19 protein-coding genes and 3 pseudogenes are annotated in these 15,459 nt (G+C 67.5%); 7 read left to right on the top strand and 15 right to left on the bottom strand.

All coding sequences use genetic code 11. The annotated features are described in order from the left end of the window. The first annotated feature begins 26 nt into the window (after positions 1-26). Positions 27-818 carry a ChaN family lipoprotein gene (locus ABFB10_RS00540; protein WP_347164892.1) on the top strand — a complete coding sequence of 264 codons (792 nt, stop codon included), beginning with the start codon at positions 27-29 and terminating at the stop codon, positions 816-818. A gap of 274 nt (positions 819-1,092) precedes the next feature. Here ABFB10_RS00540 and ABFB10_RS00535 read toward each other — a convergent pair whose 3' ends face one another. Together ABFB10_RS00535 and ABFB10_RS00530 are read right to left on the bottom strand one after the other, a co-directional pair. Continuing rightward, the gene (locus ABFB10_RS00535; protein ID WP_347164891.1) at positions 1,093-1,548 is read right to left on the bottom strand and encodes a RidA family protein; all 456 of its coding nucleotides are present in this window, start codon (positions 1,546-1,548) and stop codon (positions 1,093-1,095) included. Next, positions 1,548-3,035 carry a TRAP transporter permease gene (locus ABFB10_RS00530; protein ID WP_347164890.1) on the bottom strand — a complete coding sequence of 496 codons (1,488 nt, stop codon included), beginning with the start codon at positions 3,033-3,035 and terminating at the stop codon, positions 1,548-1,550. Before ABFB10_RS00530 ends, ABFB10_RS00535 begins: the two co-directional genes overlap by 1 nt. 5 nt (positions 3,036-3,040) lie before the next feature. Here ABFB10_RS00530 and ABFB10_RS00525 point away from each other — a divergent pair, with 5 nt between their 5' ends. Next, positions 3,041-3,187: a hypothetical protein gene (locus tag ABFB10_RS00525; RefSeq protein WP_347164889.1), complete on the top strand. Its 147-nt coding sequence runs from the start codon at positions 3,041-3,043 to the stop codon at positions 3,185-3,187. Positions 3,188-3,461: 274 nt separating this feature from the next. Here the strand turns inward: ABFB10_RS00525 and ABFB10_RS00520 are convergent, their stop codons facing one another. From ABFB10_RS00520 to ABFB10_RS23890, 3 genes and pseudogenes are all read right to left on the bottom strand, one after another. After that, positions 3,462-4,475, bottom strand: a complete 1,014-nt coding sequence (locus ABFB10_RS00520) for a TAXI family TRAP transporter solute-binding subunit (protein ID WP_347164888.1) — start codon at positions 4,473-4,475, stop codon at positions 3,462-3,464. A gap of 81 nt (positions 4,476-4,556) precedes the next feature. Continuing rightward, complete coding sequence (locus ABFB10_RS00515) at positions 4,557-5,216, bottom strand: LysR substrate-binding domain-containing protein (protein WP_347164949.1); 660 nt, start codon at positions 5,214-5,216, stop codon at positions 4,557-4,559. Positions 5,217-5,358: 142 nt separating this feature from the next. Then, positions 5,359-5,469: pseudogene (locus ABFB10_RS23890) on the bottom strand (helix-turn-helix domain-containing protein); the annotation flags it as partial. A gap of 121 nt (positions 5,470-5,590) precedes the next feature. Here ABFB10_RS23890 and ABFB10_RS00505 point away from each other — a divergent pair. Both ABFB10_RS00505 and ABFB10_RS00500 read left to right on the top strand, forming a co-directional pair. Next, a complete protein-coding gene (locus ABFB10_RS00505) occupies positions 5,591-6,574 on the top strand; it encodes a membrane dipeptidase (protein WP_347164886.1) in 984 nt (327 codons plus the stop codon). Between the two features lie 33 nt (positions 6,575-6,607). Beyond that, positions 6,608-6,961 (top strand): RidA family protein, encoded by a 354-nt coding sequence (locus ABFB10_RS00500; RefSeq protein ID WP_347164885.1) that lies wholly within the window; start codon positions 6,608-6,610, stop codon positions 6,959-6,961. Between the two features lie 159 nt (positions 6,962-7,120). Here the strand turns inward: ABFB10_RS00500 and ABFB10_RS00495 are convergent, their stop codons facing one another. Next, a complete protein-coding gene (locus tag ABFB10_RS00495) occupies positions 7,121-7,561 on the bottom strand; it encodes a carboxymuconolactone decarboxylase family protein (RefSeq protein WP_347164884.1) in 441 nt (146 codons plus the stop codon). Positions 7,562-7,648: 87 nt separating this feature from the next. On the opposite strand from ABFB10_RS00495, the gene ABFB10_RS00490 reads away from it, so the two are divergent. Beyond that, positions 7,649-8,143, top strand: coding sequence for an RrF2 family transcriptional regulator (locus tag ABFB10_RS00490; RefSeq protein WP_347164883.1), 495 nt, complete (start codon positions 7,649-7,651; stop codon positions 8,141-8,143). A 67-nt stretch (positions 8,144-8,210) separates the two neighbouring features. Here the strand turns inward: ABFB10_RS00490 and ABFB10_RS00485 are convergent, their stop codons facing one another. From ABFB10_RS00485 to ABFB10_RS23880, 9 genes and pseudogenes are all read right to left on the bottom strand, one after another. Continuing rightward, the gene (locus ABFB10_RS00485) at positions 8,211-8,552 is read right to left on the bottom strand and encodes a response regulator transcription factor (RefSeq protein WP_347164882.1); all 342 of its coding nucleotides are present in this window, start codon (positions 8,550-8,552) and stop codon (positions 8,211-8,213) included. Positions 8,553-8,574: 22 nt separating this feature from the next. After that, positions 8,575-8,691, bottom strand: a pseudogene (locus ABFB10_RS23885) (DNA-binding response regulator); the annotation flags it as partial. A 272-nt stretch (positions 8,692-8,963) separates the two neighbouring features. Beyond that, a complete protein-coding gene (locus tag ABFB10_RS00475) occupies positions 8,964-9,362 on the bottom strand; it encodes a hypothetical protein (RefSeq protein WP_347164880.1) in 399 nt (132 codons plus the stop codon). After that, a complete protein-coding gene (locus tag ABFB10_RS00470) occupies positions 9,359-9,832 on the bottom strand; it encodes a pentapeptide repeat-containing protein (RefSeq protein WP_347164879.1) in 474 nt (157 codons plus the stop codon). The genes ABFB10_RS00475 and ABFB10_RS00470 overlap by 4 nt, the downstream gene beginning before the upstream one ends. Positions 9,833-10,054: 222 nt before the next feature. Next, positions 10,055-11,920 carry a PQQ-dependent methanol/ethanol family dehydrogenase gene (locus tag ABFB10_RS00465; RefSeq protein WP_347164878.1) on the bottom strand — a complete coding sequence of 622 codons (1,866 nt, stop codon included), beginning with the start codon at positions 11,918-11,920 and terminating at the stop codon, positions 10,055-10,057. A gap of 49 nt (positions 11,921-11,969) precedes the next feature. Further along, positions 11,970-12,935: a quinoprotein relay system zinc metallohydrolase 1 gene (locus tag ABFB10_RS00460; protein ID WP_347164877.1), complete on the bottom strand. Its 966-nt coding sequence runs from the start codon at positions 12,933-12,935 to the stop codon at positions 11,970-11,972. Further along, on the bottom strand, positions 12,932-13,684 hold the full coding sequence (locus ABFB10_RS00455; RefSeq protein ID WP_347164876.1) for a quinoprotein dehydrogenase-associated SoxYZ-like carrier: 753 nt from the start codon (positions 13,682-13,684) through the stop codon (positions 12,932-12,934). Before ABFB10_RS00455 ends, ABFB10_RS00460 begins: the two co-directional genes overlap by 4 nt. Before the next feature lie 6 nt (positions 13,685-13,690). Beyond that, entirely contained in the window at positions 13,691-14,038 is a 348-nt protein-coding gene (locus ABFB10_RS00450; protein ID WP_347164875.1) for a hypothetical protein, read from the bottom strand. Between the two features lie 7 nt (positions 14,039-14,045). Further along, a pseudogene (locus ABFB10_RS23880) lies at positions 14,046-14,375 on the bottom strand (c-type cytochrome); the annotation flags it as partial. Between ABFB10_RS23880 and ABFB10_RS00440 the strand changes: the two are divergent. Together ABFB10_RS00440 and ABFB10_RS00435 are read left to right on the top strand one after the other, a co-directional pair. Continuing rightward, the gene (locus tag ABFB10_RS00440; RefSeq protein WP_347164874.1) at positions 14,332-15,060 is read left to right on the top strand and encodes a rhodanese-like domain-containing protein; all 729 of its coding nucleotides are present in this window, start codon (positions 14,332-14,334) and stop codon (positions 15,058-15,060) included. The pseudogene ABFB10_RS23880 and the gene ABFB10_RS00440 overlap by 44 nt on opposite strands. A 132-nt stretch (positions 15,061-15,192) precedes the next feature. Next, positions 15,193-15,459, top strand: coding sequence for a hypothetical protein (locus ABFB10_RS00435; RefSeq protein ID WP_347164873.1), 267 nt, complete (start codon positions 15,193-15,195; stop codon positions 15,457-15,459).

The raw sequence follows: 15,459 nt of genomic DNA, 5'->3' as shown, positions 1-15,459 counted from the left end.
CTGGTGCTATCCGAAGAGGCGTCCGCATGACCGCCGGGTGGTACAGACCCGGCGCGGCGGATCGGCTGCCACAGGCGCAGGTCATCGCGGAACTGGCCCGCGCGCAGGTCGTCCTCTTGGGTGAACAGCACGACCGGGCCGAGATCCACCGCTGGCAGATGCATGTCGCCGCCGGGTTGCTGGCCCACCGCCCCATCGTCATGGGCTTCGAGATGTTCCCCGCAAGGCTCGACCCGGTTCTGGCGGACTGGGTCGCGGGCGGGCTGGACGAGGCCACATTCCTGAAGCGCGCCGAATGGGAAGAGGTCTGGGGCTTTCCCGCCGAGCTTTACCTGCCGATCTTCCGCTTCTGCCGCGAGAACGCGGTGCCGATGATCGGCCTCAATTGCCGCCGCGGCCTGGTCCGCGAGGTGGGCAGGGGCGGCTGGGATGCGGTGTCCGAGCGTGACCGCGAGGGCCTGACCCCGGCGCGGCCCTCTCCCCTGCCCTACCGGCGCTTCATCTTCGACCTGACCGGCGGCGCCCGCCCCGACCGCGAGGCCAAGGGACCGGAAGACCCGGCCTTCGACCGTTTCCTGCGCGCGCAAGAGGTCTGGGACCGCGCCTTCGCCACCCGCATCGCGGCTGTCGCGACAGCGGCAGAGGCGCCGCTGGTGGTCGGGATCATCGGACAGGGCCACCTGCAATGGGGCGGGGGCGTGCCCCGGCAAATCCGGGACTTCGGCGTCGAGGCCGTCACCGTCGCCCTGCCCCGGGCCAGCGGCGCCCCGGCGCTGGACAAGGGCGCGGCGGATTTCGTGCAGGTCCTGCCCGTCTGACCTTTGACGGGCGGTCTTTCGGGCCGCCCGGCTGCAATCCCCGGGTTGCCGCGCCCCCGGGCCGACGCTGGCAAGATGCCCTCCGGCGCGCCCTCACCCGGCACTTGCAGGCCTCTGCTTGCGCGCAGTCTGATCCGCCGCCCGCAAGACCGCCGCGCGATCACCAGCGGCGGCCTTTGGGCGCGGGCCTTCTGCCGGGCAGGAGGGGACCGCCTGAACCGCCAAGCCGACTGTCAGGGCATCCGCCGCCCCGGCCCGGAAACCGCCGCACCCCCTAGTCGCGATCCAGCGGGCCCAATACCGCGGTGACCTCCAGCAACACGGGCGCGTTGCGCGGAAGGCGGCTGACGCCGATGACCGAGCGGGGGTGGCGCCCCGCTTCGCCAAGCGCCGAGATGAACAACCGAGAGGCCGCATCGGCGACGGTCGAGATATCGAAGGGGTGATCCCCGACCGCGACATGGGCGGTCATCCGCAGGATCCGCTCGATCCTTTCGCCCGGCTCGCATTGCTCCGACAGCCATGCCAGCACCTGCCCGGCGGCGATCTCGGCGTTCTTGCAGGCCGTTTCGAGGTCGACATCCTCACCGCAGCGGCCCGTTGCGTGAAGCGCGTTGTCCCCGACCTTGGCGATCTGTCCCGCCACCATCACAAGGCGGTCATGGCGCGAGGCCAGGATGTATTCGTAGTTCGTGCCGATCGGTGCGGGCAGTTCGAAAGCTTCGTTCATCAGGGGGTAACCTCGCGATTTTTCACAGACTTGCTACGTTGCAGCAGATAGATGCCGACCAGGATCGCCAGGCCCACCGCCGAAGAGACGAGCTCTGGGTGGATCATCAGGACGGCGGCCAGAACAAGCAGCCCCCGCGTCATCCATCCCAGCGCCGCGCCGAAGAGCCAGCCGATCACCACGGCGGACAGCACGGCAACCGCCAGCACCGCGCGCAGCAGCGAATAGACCAGGTCGAGGCTGAAGTCGGGCGTCAGGAGCACCGAGTTCGACACGAACATGAAGGGGATGATGTATATCGGCAGGCCGATCAGGAAGGCCGTCCAGCCCACGCGGGACGGACGCTCGCCCGCGATCGGGGCAGCCGCATAGGCCGCGACGGCCAGAGGCGGCGTGATCTGCCCGAGCACGGCGTAGTAGAACACGAACATATGCGCGGCCAGCGGATCGGCCCCCAGCTTCACCAGCGCCGGTGCCACCAGCGTGGCCTGCACGATATAGGCCGCCGTCGTGGGCATCCCCATTCCGAAGATAAAGGCGGCGATCATGGCCAGCAGCAGCGCGATATCCAGCGAGCCACCCGAGAAGCTGGTGACCACGGCGCTGAACTTGAAGCCAAGCCCCGAGATCTGCACGACCCCCACGATGATCCCGGCAGAGGCGCAGGCCGCCGCGACGGTTGCGGCGCCTTCGACGCCCAGCCGGATGCCCGCAACATGCTGACGCCAATGCACGAAGGTCGAACGCCGCAGATAGGGCGTCACAAGAGCCGCGACCACGCCGAAGAAGGCGCTGAAGCTTGCCGAATAGCCCTGCATCAGCAGCGCGACCAGGATCACGACCGGGATCAGGAAGGTCCAGCCCCCCATGAGCACCGCGCGGGTCGATCCGGCCTCGGCAGCCGCAAGCGGTTGCAGGTTCAGCTTGACGGATGCCAGATGCACCGCAAGCAGCAAGGCCACGTAGAACAGCAGCGCCGGGATAAGCGCGGCGGCGGCCACCTCGAGATAGCCGATGCCCAGAATGCCCGCCATCAGGAAGGCCGCGGCCCCCATGATCGGCGGCGTGATCTGCCCGCCGGTCGAGGCGATGGCCTCGATTGCCCCGGCGAAACGGCGCGGGTAGCCAAGCTTCAGCATCATCGGGATGGTCAGCGAACCGGTGGTTGCGACATTCGCAACGGCGCTGCCCGACATCATGCCCATCAGGCCGCTGGCGATGACGGCGATCTTTGCCGGGCCGCCCCGGCTTTGGCCGGTCATGGCACGGGTGATGGTGATGAAGAAATCGCCGCCACCGGCCACTTGCAGCACAGCGCCGAACATCACGAAGAGAAAGATGTATTCCGCCGACACGCCAAGCGCGGTGCCGAACAGGCCCTCGAAGCTGAAATACATCTGGTCGACGAATTCGCTGATCCCGACCCCGCCATGGGCCAGCGTACCGCAACCAGCTGACGTGGCGCAGTTCGGGGCCGACAAAGGCATAGACGATGAAAATCAGGCAGAGCCAGACGATTGCCATGCCAAGACTGCGGCGGGTGGCCTCCAGGATCACCACGATCGCGCCGATGGCGACGAACAGCTCTGTGGCTGAGGCATCCAGCGTCCGGGGCGGGCGCACGACGATGGCACTGTGATGAAGCGCGGCATAGCCCAGCGTCACCACGGACAGGGCGATCAGGCCGAAGTCGACCAGATGCCCCAACCTGCGGCGGGGCATCGGTTGAAGCAGGAAGACGATGACCACCGCGAACAGAATGTGCATCGATCTGAGCAGCAGGTTGGGCGCAAGCCACAGCGGCGAGGCCGCAAGCAGGTGGAAGGCCGTCATCGCCAGAGCAAGAACGGTGATTGCACGGTCACGCAGGGGCGCGCGACCGGTTTCGGTTGCGGTGGTCATCTGTGCGGTCCTCAGGCCTCGAGCTTGGAATCGGAGATCGCGATCCCCTGCTCCTCGAAGTATTTCCGCGCCCCCGGATGCACCGGAACGACCATGCCCTGACCGACGGTTTCGGGGGTCATGTAGCGCAGCAGCGAATGCGCGGTGTAAAGCTCTTCACGGTTCTCCCACAGCTGCTTGACGATGGCATAGGCCGTCTCGTCCGGCATCTCTGCGCCCGCGAACAGGATCGTGTTGGTGCCCAGCGTCTGCGCCGGCTCTTCCTGACCGCCGAACAGGCCCGCGGGCAGCGTGACCGGCTCGAACCCGGCGCCGTGATCGGCCACGAATTTCTCCAGCACCGCCGGATCGAAGGACAGGGCGCGCATCGGGCGCACCGTTTCGTTCTGCAGCACCGTCGGGTGCGGCCAGAGCGACAGCCACATCACCGCGTCAAGCTGGCCGTTGCTCAGCGCCTCATGCGATTCCGACCAGCTGAGCGGGTGCAGTTTGCCGCCATCGGCTTCGATATCGGCAATGGTCATTCCGGCCGCCGCAAGCAGGTTCTCGAAGGTCAGCCAGGAGGTCTGGCCGGGCTGGCCTGCGCTGACCTGCTTGCCGCGCAGATCCTCGAGCGACTGGATGTCGGACCGCGCATCGACCCAGATCTGGATCGCGCTCTGCATGATGGTCATCAGGCCGCGGGCGTTCTGAACCGGCGCTTCGGGCGTGGCCGGATCGAGGCCGTTCCAGGCGTCGAGCGCGTTGTTGGCCGAGGTGATCCCCAGATCGGCCTTGCCGTCGCGCACGCGCAGCAGGTTCGGCCCCGAACCGCCGGGCTGCACGTCGATGATGGTCTCGGGGAAGATCGCGGACAGCTGGCTGGCAACCGCCGTCCCGACGATGCCGAACACGCCGCCCGAGGGGCCGCCGCCAATCGTCAGGAAGTCGGGCGCCTGTGCCAGCGCGAACCGGGGGGCGGACAGGGCAAAGGCCGCTGCGGCGGTGCCGCGCAGAAGCGTTCGTCTGGTGATGTCGGTGGTCATGCGATTTCTCCCTCCTTGGTGTCTGCCGGACGCGCCGGCTTCGTGATGTGTTAATTCCGCATGGGTCGGGATTCCAATCAATCAAGAAGTAGTGGCGCATACTTCAACTATTTTGAAGTCATCGGGATGGCTGCGCCCCCGTCTCGCCACGCCGTCGAAGATCGCGCGCTCGAACATCTGCGAAACCGGCGGCAACTCGGCCTGGCTTCGGGTGAGAATGCTCACCTGACGCGTCGCGGCCGGATCGGCAAGCGGAAGGAACAGCAGATCATGCGCCTGCCCATCCAGCGTCAGCTTCGGCAGGACCGTGATCCCGACATCCGCCCGCACCATCCCCAGCACCGAACCGGTATTGCGGATGCGCAGGTGCGCGGCCTCATCCATCGCCCTGAACTCGGGGCTGGCGATCTGTGCGCCGGTCGCGTTCGAGATCAGCGTATAGGGCCGAAGGTCATCCCATTGCAGCGGTTGCGTCAGATCCCGCAGCGGATGGCCCGCGCAGCAGACCACCCCGAACCTGTCAGAAAACAGCGGCCGCGTTGTGATCGACGACAGGCTGCCCCGGCCTGACGCGATCCCGATGTCGATGCGTTGCATTTCGACCTCGCGAAGCACGGTGGTCGAGTCCATGTCGCGGATGTGGATGATGACATCGGGCCGCTCGGCGCGAAACGCCTGAACGACCGGCGGCAAGAGCACAGCGGTGACCGAGGGCACCGCCCCGATCCGGACAGTGCCCACCCGCGCCTGTGCGTAGGCGCTGATGGATCTCGATGCACCGGTTGAAATTCTCGACCTCGCGGCGCCCTTCGGCAAAGGTGAACTGGCCCAGAGCGGTCAGGCGGTTCTTCCGATCGGTCTCGAACAGCGGCGCGCCCAGATGATCCTCCAGCTGCTTGAGCGACATGGAGACCGCCGAGGCGGTGCGGCCAAGCCGCTCTACCGCATCGTTCAGATTGCCCAGCTCGGCCACGGCGACAAAATTCCGCAGCATCTCGATCTTGATGGCCATACTTCAACATTCCTTTAATGCGGTTAAACCGTTTGAATGTGACTGAAGCCCCGCCACGAGGCAATAGTGCGGAAACTCACGAACAGCTTCAGGGGACGTCCGGATGTCCAGCTACCTCATCGATTGCCTGCAATACGCGAACTGGTCGGAAAAGATCTTTCGCCAGATGCGCGAAGGCGGCGTCGACGCCGTCCATGTCACCATCGCCTACCACGAGGATTTCCGCGAAACCGTGCGGAACATCGCGGATTGGAACCTGCGGTTTCAGCGCCATTCCGACCTGATCATGCAGGGCTTTACCGGCGACGATGTGCGCCGGGCCCGCGAAACGGGCCGCACCGCGATCTTCTTCGGCTTCCAGACCCCTGCCCCGATCGAGGCGGACATCGGTCTTGTCGAGGTGCTGCACCGGCTCGGCGCACGCTTCATGCAACTGACCTACAACAACCAGTCCCTGCTGGCGACCGGCTGCTACGAGGCCGAAGACCCCGGCCTGACCCGCATGGGCCGACAGGTCGTGGCCGAGATGAACCGCGTCGGACTGGTGGTGGACATGAGCCACTCGTCGGAACGCTCCACCCTTGACGCAATCGAGCATTCCGCCCGCCCCATTGCCATCACCCACGCGAACCCGGCCAGCTGGCACCCGGCCCGGCGCAACAAGTCCGATACGGTGCTGCGCGCGCTGGCCGAAAGCGGCGGCATGCTGGGCTTCTCGGTCTATCCGCACCACCTGAAGGGCGGCAGCGCCTGCACGCTGGACGACTTCTGCACGATGATCGCGCGCACCGCCGAGCTGATGGGGGTCGAGCGCATCGGGATCGGCACCGACCTCTGTCAGGATCAGCCGGATTCCGTGGTGGAATGGATGCGCGCCTACCGCTGGACCCGCCAGATCGACTACGGCGAAGGCTCTGCCGATGCCGCCGGTTTCCCCGACCAGCCCGAATGGTTCGCAGACAACCGCGGCCTGCGCGGGATTGCAGCCGGCCTGCGCAGGGTCGGCTTCTCGGAACCCGAGACCGACCGCATTCTCGGCGGCAACTGGCTGGATTTCTTCGATCAGAGCTTTGGGCCGCAGGCCTGACCCCACCCGCATCCCGTCATACAGGAAAACACCATGACACTGACCCGTTTCCAACCCGGCCCGCGCATGAGCAAAGCGGTCGTCGCCGACAATATCATCCACCTCGCCGGGCAGGTGCCCGACGATCTCGACGCGGACCTCGCCACCCAGACGCGTCAGGTGCTTGCGAATATCGACTCTGTTCTGGCCGAGCTGGGCGCCTCCAAAGCGGACCTGATCTCGATCCAGGTCTGGCTTGATGACATCGCCGATATCGGCGTGATGAACGAGGTCTGGGACACCTGGGTCGACCCCCAGAACCCGCCCACCCGCGCAACCGGCGGCGTCCGGCTGGCCCGCGCCGGCATGCGCGTCGAGATGATCGCGGTGGCGCGCCTGCCCGGCTGATCGCCGGACCGACCGGGACAGGTTGCGGGAGACCGGGATCCGCAACCCCGGGCCTTCGGGCCCCCCGCATTTGACCCGACGCGCGGTGGTCGGCTTCCGGGCCGACCGCCGCCTTTCCCCGCCAGCCCCGACGCCGTCAGAGGCCGGCGGCGCCGGACCTCAGCCCCCTTCCCTGATCGGATGCTGCAGGCGGGCGGCGACCCCCATGCGGTTCAACATGTTGATGGCCCCGATCGCCACGGTCAGCATGGCAAGCTCGGGCGTATCGAACGCGGCCCGGGCCGCCTCGTAATCATCGTCCGGCGCGCCCGTCGCGGAAATATGCGTCAGGCTTTCGGTCCAGCGCAGAGCGGCGCGCTCTTTGGTCGTGAAAATCGGCGATTCACGCCAGGCGGCCACAAGATGCAGCTTCTGCGCGGGCACGCCGATCTCCAGCGCCTCCTGCGCGTGCATGTCCACGCAGAACGCACAGCCATTGATCTGCGAGGCGCGCAGCTTCACCAGGTGCAGCAGGGCCGGGTCAAGGCCGCTCTCCCTGATCTGGCCGTCCATCGCGCGAATGGTGCGATAGAGCGCCGGGGCCTCCGCGGCGATGTTCATACGGGGTGTCATGGCCTGTCCTTCCTGCTTGCTGACGAATCATCGATAATTTATATCTACGATTAGGTGGGAACAAGAGGGCGACAGATGCGACGGTTGAGCGACGGGGTAGAGACGGCCCTTCATTGCATGCTGCTGCTGACCGGTCTCGACGAGGGCATGGTGCTGCCGGGCAAGAGCCTTGCCGAGTTTCACGGCGTGTCGGAATCCTACCTGCTGAAACACATGAGGGCGCTGGCGGCCCGGCACCTGGTCGAGGCCACGCCCGGCCCGCGTGGCGGCTACCGGCTGGCCCGCGCCCCGGCAGAGATCACCCTGCTTGATATCGTCGAGGCAATCGACGGGTCGGGGCCCGCCTTCACCTGCCGCGAAATCCGCCGCCGCGCGCCCGGGGCAAGCACCGATCCCTGCGCCTACAAGGCCGATTGCTTCATCAAGACCCGCATGTTGTCCGCCGAGGCAGTCTGGCGCGATGCCCTGCGCCGCCAGTCTCTGGCCGATCTCGTGGCGGACGGGGAAAGCATGATCGGCCAGACCAACCGGCAGGCGATTGCCGCCTTCCTCAAGGCCGAACAGCGGTAGCGCCGGACCATCGTGTGATCTTCCGGCGTTTTTCGGAAGGCTGGAAACGGGCATCCGCTTTCAGCCCTCACGCCAGACGTTCGTCCCCGTTCTCGATGGCGATCCGGATCAGGTCGTTCAGCCCCTCGGCGCCCAACTTCTTCTTGAGCGCGGAACTGGTGTTGGCGGCGGTCTTGTAGCTGACCCCCAGATCCCCGGCGATGCGCGACAGGTCTAGCCCCTCTCCCAGAGCGAAAAGCACCTCGCGCTCACGCCGGGTCAGACCGGCCAGCGGACAGCCCGAGCCGAGGCTGCGCCGGGTCACCAGCTTCATCGCGGTCTCGTGGTCCAGGTAGATCCCGCCCGCGCGGATCGCCGCGATGGCCTCCTCGGAACCGGTCGGGCGCGGCGTTCTTGGACAGGAAGCCATGCGCCCCGGCCTCCAGCACGCGGGCGGCAAAGGCCGGGCGGTCGTTCATGGTAAAGACAAGGATGCGCATCGCGGGCGCCACCGCGCGCAGGCTGGCGATGCTGTCCAGCCCACCGGCGCCGGGCAGCCCAAGGTCCAGAACGGCGAAATCCGGTTGCCGGTCGCGGGCGATGGCGATGCCCTCTTCGCCGAGGAGGCGGCCAGCACCTCGCCGAACCCCACATCCGTCAGAAGCTGGCGGCAGCCGAGGTGGATCATCGGGTGATCGTCGATCACAAGCCCGCAGATCATGCGCGGGTCTTGCGCCGCAACCGGAGCGTCCCGGCTCTTGGTCATGATTCCTCCCGTTTTCCGCTCCGTCACCGGAACGCGGTCAGGCTAGACCGGACCGGCGCAAAAGCGGATACGACTTTATGGCGACGGCGGCAGGACGGTCACGCTCCACGCGCCAGAGGCATTGACCTGCACATGGTATCGGCCCGGCGTCTCGATCAGGAAGGCGCCGCCCCCTGCCCCGCCCCGGTGCAGGTTCTGCACCACGGCGCCCGCCTCGTTCAGCAGGTAGACGACCATGATCACGTCGGAGCTGTCGAAGCGCATCAGGCGCGGTGCCGCGACGGTGAACTCGGGCGTGATGCCGCTGCCCTTGCCGCTGAACCGGTCCCCCTGCTCCACCGGCACAAGACCATCGTAGCAGGCCAGCCGCGCGGTATCGGAAACGACCTCGCGGCAGGTCGTCAGACCCGCCGCGAGCGTTTCGGCCCGGCCCTGGGAGGGGGGAACAAGCCAGGCCAGTATGATGAGGATCACCAGTCGAAGGGGCATCCGGTGCAGTTCTCCATATGGGCGCCTTCCCAGATGGCATAGCGGATATTGTTGCCTTCCATGATCGCCTCGCCAAAGTCCGCGTCGTAGAACTTGGACTCCTGCAGGTTCGAGGCCTTGATGGTCGCGCCGACAAGGCGGATCTTGGGCGCCCAGCTGGCCTCCATCGAGATGGCGGTCAGGTTGGCGCCGTGGAACTTGGCCCCGGCGAGGCGCGAGAAATCCATGTTGGCGCCGGTGAAGTCGGCACCGCGCGCCACCATGCCCTGCATGTGCGACTTGGTCAGCGTCGCGCCGCGCAGGTCCGCCCCCGAGAAATCGGCGCCCTTGAGCGTGGCATTGTAGAGGTTGGCCCGCGTCAGCTTGGCGCCGCGCAGGTTGGCGCCCATCAGCTGGACGCCGCGCAGGTCGGCATGGCTGAGATCGACGCCCGGACAGTCGGCGCCCGGTTTCAACTCGCAACCGTCGATGACCAGCGGGCCTTCGCGCGGCTCTTCGGTGTCGACGATGATCGGATAGGTCGTGGCGTACCGCCTGCAATCGCTGGGTGTTGGATTGCTCGGCCTGCGCCGCGCTGGCCAGCGAGAGGGCCGCGACCGCGCCCAGAAGGAACGTCTTCATCTCTGTACTCTCCCTTGGGATCAGGGGGCGGCCCGGAAGCCGCCCCGTCATCGGTCTTATTCAGCGCTGGCCAGCAGCTCGTCGGGGATCTCGAAGACCCAGAACGACCCGCCCCGGCTGACCTGCGTGGTCAGCGTCGCCATGTCGCCACCCCAGAGCGGCACCGCGCCGCCATAGCCCGAGGCGATGCCGAGGTACTGCTTGCCGTCCAGTTCCCAGGTCACGGGCTGCGAGATGATGCCCGAACCGGTGTTGAACTCCCACAGCTGCTCGCCGGTCTCGGAGTGGAAGGCCTTGACGTAGCCGTCCGAGGTGCCGGTGAACACGAGGTCGCCCGCCGTGGCCATCACGCCGGCCCAGAGCGGGAATTCCTCGTTGTGCTCCCACTTCTTCTCGCCGGTGGCGGGGTCGTAGGCGCGCAGGGTGCCGATGTGGTCGTCGAACAGCCGCTTGATGCGGAAGCCCTGACCAAGGTAGGCGGCCCCGGCGTTATAGGTGACGGTCTCGGTCCAGTAGTCCTCGGTCCAGTTGTTGGCGGGCACGTAGAACAGGCCGGTCTTCTGGCTGTAGGCCATCGGGTTCCAGTTCTTGCCGCCCAGGAACGGCGGGGTGACCTGGATCGTGGCGCCCCGGGTCTCGCCCTCGGCAGGCAGCGGCGGGCGCTGGCCCTCGACCTCGATGGGACGCCCGGTTTCAAGGTCGATCCCCTCGGCCCAGGTGATGTCATCCACGAAGGGGAAGGCATTCAGCAGGGCGGTCGGACGGTTGATGCTTTCGCCGTTGCGGTCCGACAGCGCGTCGATGTCGGTCACGTAGAAAAAGCCGTTCCGGTCGGCGTGGGCGGCGGCGCGGTGCTGCTCGCCGTCCTTGTCGGTGAAGTCGAAGAGCACCAGCTCGTTGTTGCCCGAGAAGTCCCATGCGTCGTTCGGCGTGTGCTGGTAGAAGCCGATGATCTCTCCGTCGGTCGGGTTCACATAGGCCTGACCCGAGGTATAGAGCGAGTCGAAGTCCTGGAAATTGTCGCCTTCGGAGCGTTCCCATGTGTTCCAGGGCGCCGGGTTGCCGGTGCCGACGATGATGGTGTTGGTCTCGGGATCGTAGCTGGCCGACTGCCAGGGTGCGCCGCCGCCGTGATACCAGCTTTCCTTCTTGTCGGTGCCCTCTTCGTTCATCGGCCAGGACGGCGCGTCCGGGTCGCCGGTGGTGGTGCTGTCGGCGCCTGCCAGCTTGCCCATGTGGCCCTCGACGAAGGGACGCATCCAGATTTCCTCGCCGGTGTCCACGTCGCGGGCATAGAGCTTGCCGACAACGCCGAATTCGTCCCCGGACGAGCCGTGGATCAGCATCACGCGACCGCTCTCGGCGTCCTTCACGATGGTCGGCGCGCCGGTCATGGTGTAGCCGATCTTGTGGTCGCCGAACTTCTCGCGCCAGACGACCTTGCCGGTGTTCTTGTCCAGCGCGTAGATCGAGGCATCGAGCGTGCCGAAATAGACCTTGTCGCCGTAGATCGCGGCGCCACGGTTCACCACGTCGCAGCAGGGGCGGATGTCTTCGGGCAGGCGAGCCTCGAACTTCCACAGGCGCTCGCCGGTCTTGGCATCCAGCGCCCACATGCGGGAATACGAGCCGGTGATGTAGATCACGCCGTCATGCACGATGGCCTGCGCCTCTTGCCCGCGCTGCTTTTCATCCCCGAAAGAGAAGGCCCGTGCCGGGCGCATGTGCTGCACGTTCTCGGCGTTGATCTGCGTCAGCGAGGAGTACCGCTGGGCATTGTTGCCCATGCCGTACATCAGCACGTCCGTCGTGGTTTCGTGGTCGGCCATGATGTCCTCCCACGTCACGTCCGCCAGCGCGGGCGCGCCTGTCAGGGCCAGCAGCGACAGGCTGGCGACCGTTGTCTTGAGCAGTCCGTTCATCTCTCTCTCCTCCATGAAGATTGCGCGGCGGGTCGGCCCGCCCCGTCGGTCAGGCGTCGCTGATCGTTGTCAGCGCACGCTGTTCGTAATCCGCCCATCGCTGCACGACAGAGCGGTGATATTCCTCGGGCATGGCCCCCAATCCGGCAAAACCGGGAACCGGCCCGGCGGCCATGGCCTCTGCCGGGGTCAGGCCCAGCTCGGCGGCCTGCATCAGGCGGGCATCGGTCGCCTCCAGATAGGCGCGGGTCTGCGCCAGCGCGGCGCTGGAGCGGTGAAAGGGCCCGTGACCGGGGATCGTGCCCGAGGGCTGAAGCGCGCCCAGGCTGTCGAGGCTGGCCCGCCAGGTGGCGATATCGGCATCGGGCAGCGTCGGCGCCCGGTCGAGGAACAGCAGGTCGCCCGCGATCAGCGTGCCGGTCTCCGCATCAAGGATCGCAAGGTCCGCCTCTGTGTGCCCGGCCAGCGGCATCAGCGTCAGGGCGCGGCCCGCAAGGCTCTGCGCGCCGGGCTGCACCGGCGACTGCGGCGGCACCGGGGTCGTGCCCGACATCCACGGTCCGAGGATGCTGTAGAGCGCATCCGAGTAGCCCTGCCCGTTCAGCGCCGCGGCCTGCGCGGTCGGCCCCAGCGACAGGATCGGCGCATCGGCAAAGGCAGCGTTGCCGAACCAGTGGTCCGGGTGGTGATGGGTGATCAGCGTGGCCGCGACGCCGCCAAGGCGCTGGTCCGCAAAGGCCCGGATCTCGGCGCCCATCAGCGCGGTCGATCCGGTATCGATGACAATGGCCCCCTGCCCCGTCCTCAGCAGCACGGTGTTGGCGATCGCCCCGCCGTTGTCGCGGTTCAGGCTGTCCTGCGCGCCCGCGATCAGCCAGACGCCGTCCGCGACCTCTGCCGCGTCGAAGCCGTAGCTACGCGCGGCGACAGCGGCCAGCGGCAGGGCAAGGCTCGCCGTCCCGGCAATCCCGGCCTTCAGCAGGGCGCGGCGGCGGATCTGGCGGGCGGGGGTCATGCCGCCACCTCTCCGGCAAAGCGGTAGCCCATGGTGTCGCGCGCCCGGATCGTGACCGGGCCCGAGACATCCTCGGGCAGCAGGAAGGTCAGCGCCGGGTTCTCTTCGACCGGCGCGTGCAGGTCCAGCCGGGCGATCTGCCCCGCATCATCCTCCAGCACCATCTCGGTCACGTGGTGCGCGGCGATGCCCGGCGCCAGCCCGGTGTCCTGCGGGTGACGCAGCCAGACGCGCAGCCGCCCGGTGTCGGGCCAGAGCCGCGCCCGCATCTCGCCAAAGCCCTCCTGCCAGTCGGGCTGTCCATGCGCGGCGGCGGGCGCGGTACAGCCCCCGCCCATGGCCGACACGTAATGCGCGCCCATCCGCCAGCCGCCCCCGGCGCGCTGGACCGAGGCCCGCAGGGGGCTGCCGGATTCATACTTCACGCCGAAGCCCAGCAGCGGCCGCGCGCGGCCCGGCCAGAAGGTCAGCACCTGCGGGATCGGGCTGTAATCGATGGTGACGACGATCCGTTCCACCGCACCCACGCCGGTCGCGTCCAGCGTGAAGGGCACATGCATCGCATCCTCTGCCGCCTCGGGCCCCAGCACCACGACGGCGGCGTCATTGCGCCAGTCCGCCGGGTCGCCCAGCCAGTCCGCCCGGTGCAGCGGCCACATGCCGCTGTCCCGTGGATCGGCCTGCCCGGGGGCCGCGTCCTGTCGGACGGGGCCGCCTCCGGGCAAAAGCTGGGTGAGCAGGGCGGACATGGCGCGTCAGTCCCGCAGGATGCCCAGAAGCGCATCCGAAGCCGCGTTCACCCGCGGCGGTTCCGCCCGCAACAGCCAGGCCGCCTCTTCCAGCGCGGTCACCGATCTGGGCGCGCCGGACAGCGCCTCGAAGCTTTCGCCCAGCTCGGTCAGCGCGCCCGCCACGTCGATGGCACCCGAGGCATCCGCCTTCAGCCCGTCGATCCGCTCTTTCAACGCGTGCAGCTCGTCCTGGCGGTCGGCCAGTTCCTGATCGTCGGGGCGCGTCTCGACGTAGGTTCGGATGGCCCAGACCGCTTCCTCGGCTGAGGATGTCGGCGAAGGGCGGCATCTTGACCGCGCCGTTCTGCTCATAGCCGTTCAGCACCCGGTCGAGATACCACTCGTCGCCCCAGCCGTCGGCCTCGAGAAACCGCAGGTCGGGCGCCGGGCCGCCCGAGATCGCCTCGAGCCCGTGGCAGCGCGCGCAATTGCTGTTGAAGCCCTTCGCGCCGATCTCGACGGCGGTCATCAACAGGTCTCCATCCGCCTCGCGCCACGGGTTTTCCGAGGCCATCTCTTCGGGCAGGTCAGGCAGGCCGGTGGTGTCCACGGCCTGCGGCGCGGCATCGCCATGAGCCAGCGCGGCCTGTGGCACGGCGAGACCGATGAGGCTTGCAAGGCAGGCGGACAGGATTGGTTTGGACAGCATTGAGGACGACCCCTGTTGGCGGCGGTTGGCAGGGCGGCCCACGACCGGGACGCCACCCTTTCACGTTGCCGGGGGCGGGTCTGACGGTATACTGTCAAAAGGTCTAATGCACTGTTATCATTTGCGTAATGCCAAAAGCTCCCTGTCTGATTGCCGTTTTTTCCCGGATCCTTGCCGTGATCCTGTTTGCCTCACCGGGGCTGGCCGAGGCGCCTCTGTTCGATCCTTTCAGCGGCTACCGGATGGCGCAGTACCGCGCCCCGATCCCCGCCCCGCCAGAGGGCATTCCCGCCCTGTCGACCGCCCGGGTGCAGGCCCTTGCGGCGCAGGGCGCAACCCTGCTGGACGTCCACCCGCTGCAGACCTTCGAGATCACCGCAAACGGCACCGGCTTCACCCCGAACGCCATGAAAGCCTGCCCGGGGCGCTCTGGTTGCCGGTCGTCGGCTGGGGCACGACAGAGGCCTGGGCCGACGCCTACCTGCATGCGGCGCTGGGGGATCACGCCCGCCCCGATGCCCCGGTCATCGTCTTCTGCCAACTCGATTGCTGGCTCAGCTGGAATGCCGTCCAGCGGGTCCGGGCGCTTGGCTACGACGCCCGGTGGTATCCCGGGGGCGTGGACGACTGGCAGGCAGAGGGGCTGCCTCTGGTGCCTCTCGACCCCCTGCCCCTGCAGGACTAGGCCCCGCCGTCCGGGAACATCCGGCAGCCAATTCGGGGAACAGACGGCATGACCAGAACCAATGTCCCATCGGCACGGCGCCCCTTTTCGGGATAGCGTCAGCCCTGCGAACCGCGACCAAGGGAGGAGACCATGCACCGCATCCGGCTTGCAGCGCGTGTCCTGCTGGTGATCGCCGCCGTGCATCTGGTTGTCATGGCGGGCACCGGCATCGTGCTCTTGCTGAACGCCCGCACCGCGATCGCGCGAGAGGTCCTTGCGGCACAGGACAGCGCCGCGATCCTGATCTCGGGACGTCGTGGCGCATCACGCGGCCAGCCCGGACAGCGTCCTGCAGGACCTGCGCGGCGCCATCGTCCGGCCCCGGCACGTCCGCATCCGGTATCTGCCGTCGGATGA

It is taken from the genome of Ponticoccus litoralis (genome assembly GCF_039769985.1).
GTDB classification, from domain to species: domain Bacteria; phylum Pseudomonadota; class Alphaproteobacteria; order Rhodobacterales; family Rhodobacteraceae; genus Ponticoccus; species Ponticoccus litoralis.
This window is presented reverse-complemented; position numbering and strand designations above follow the sequence as displayed.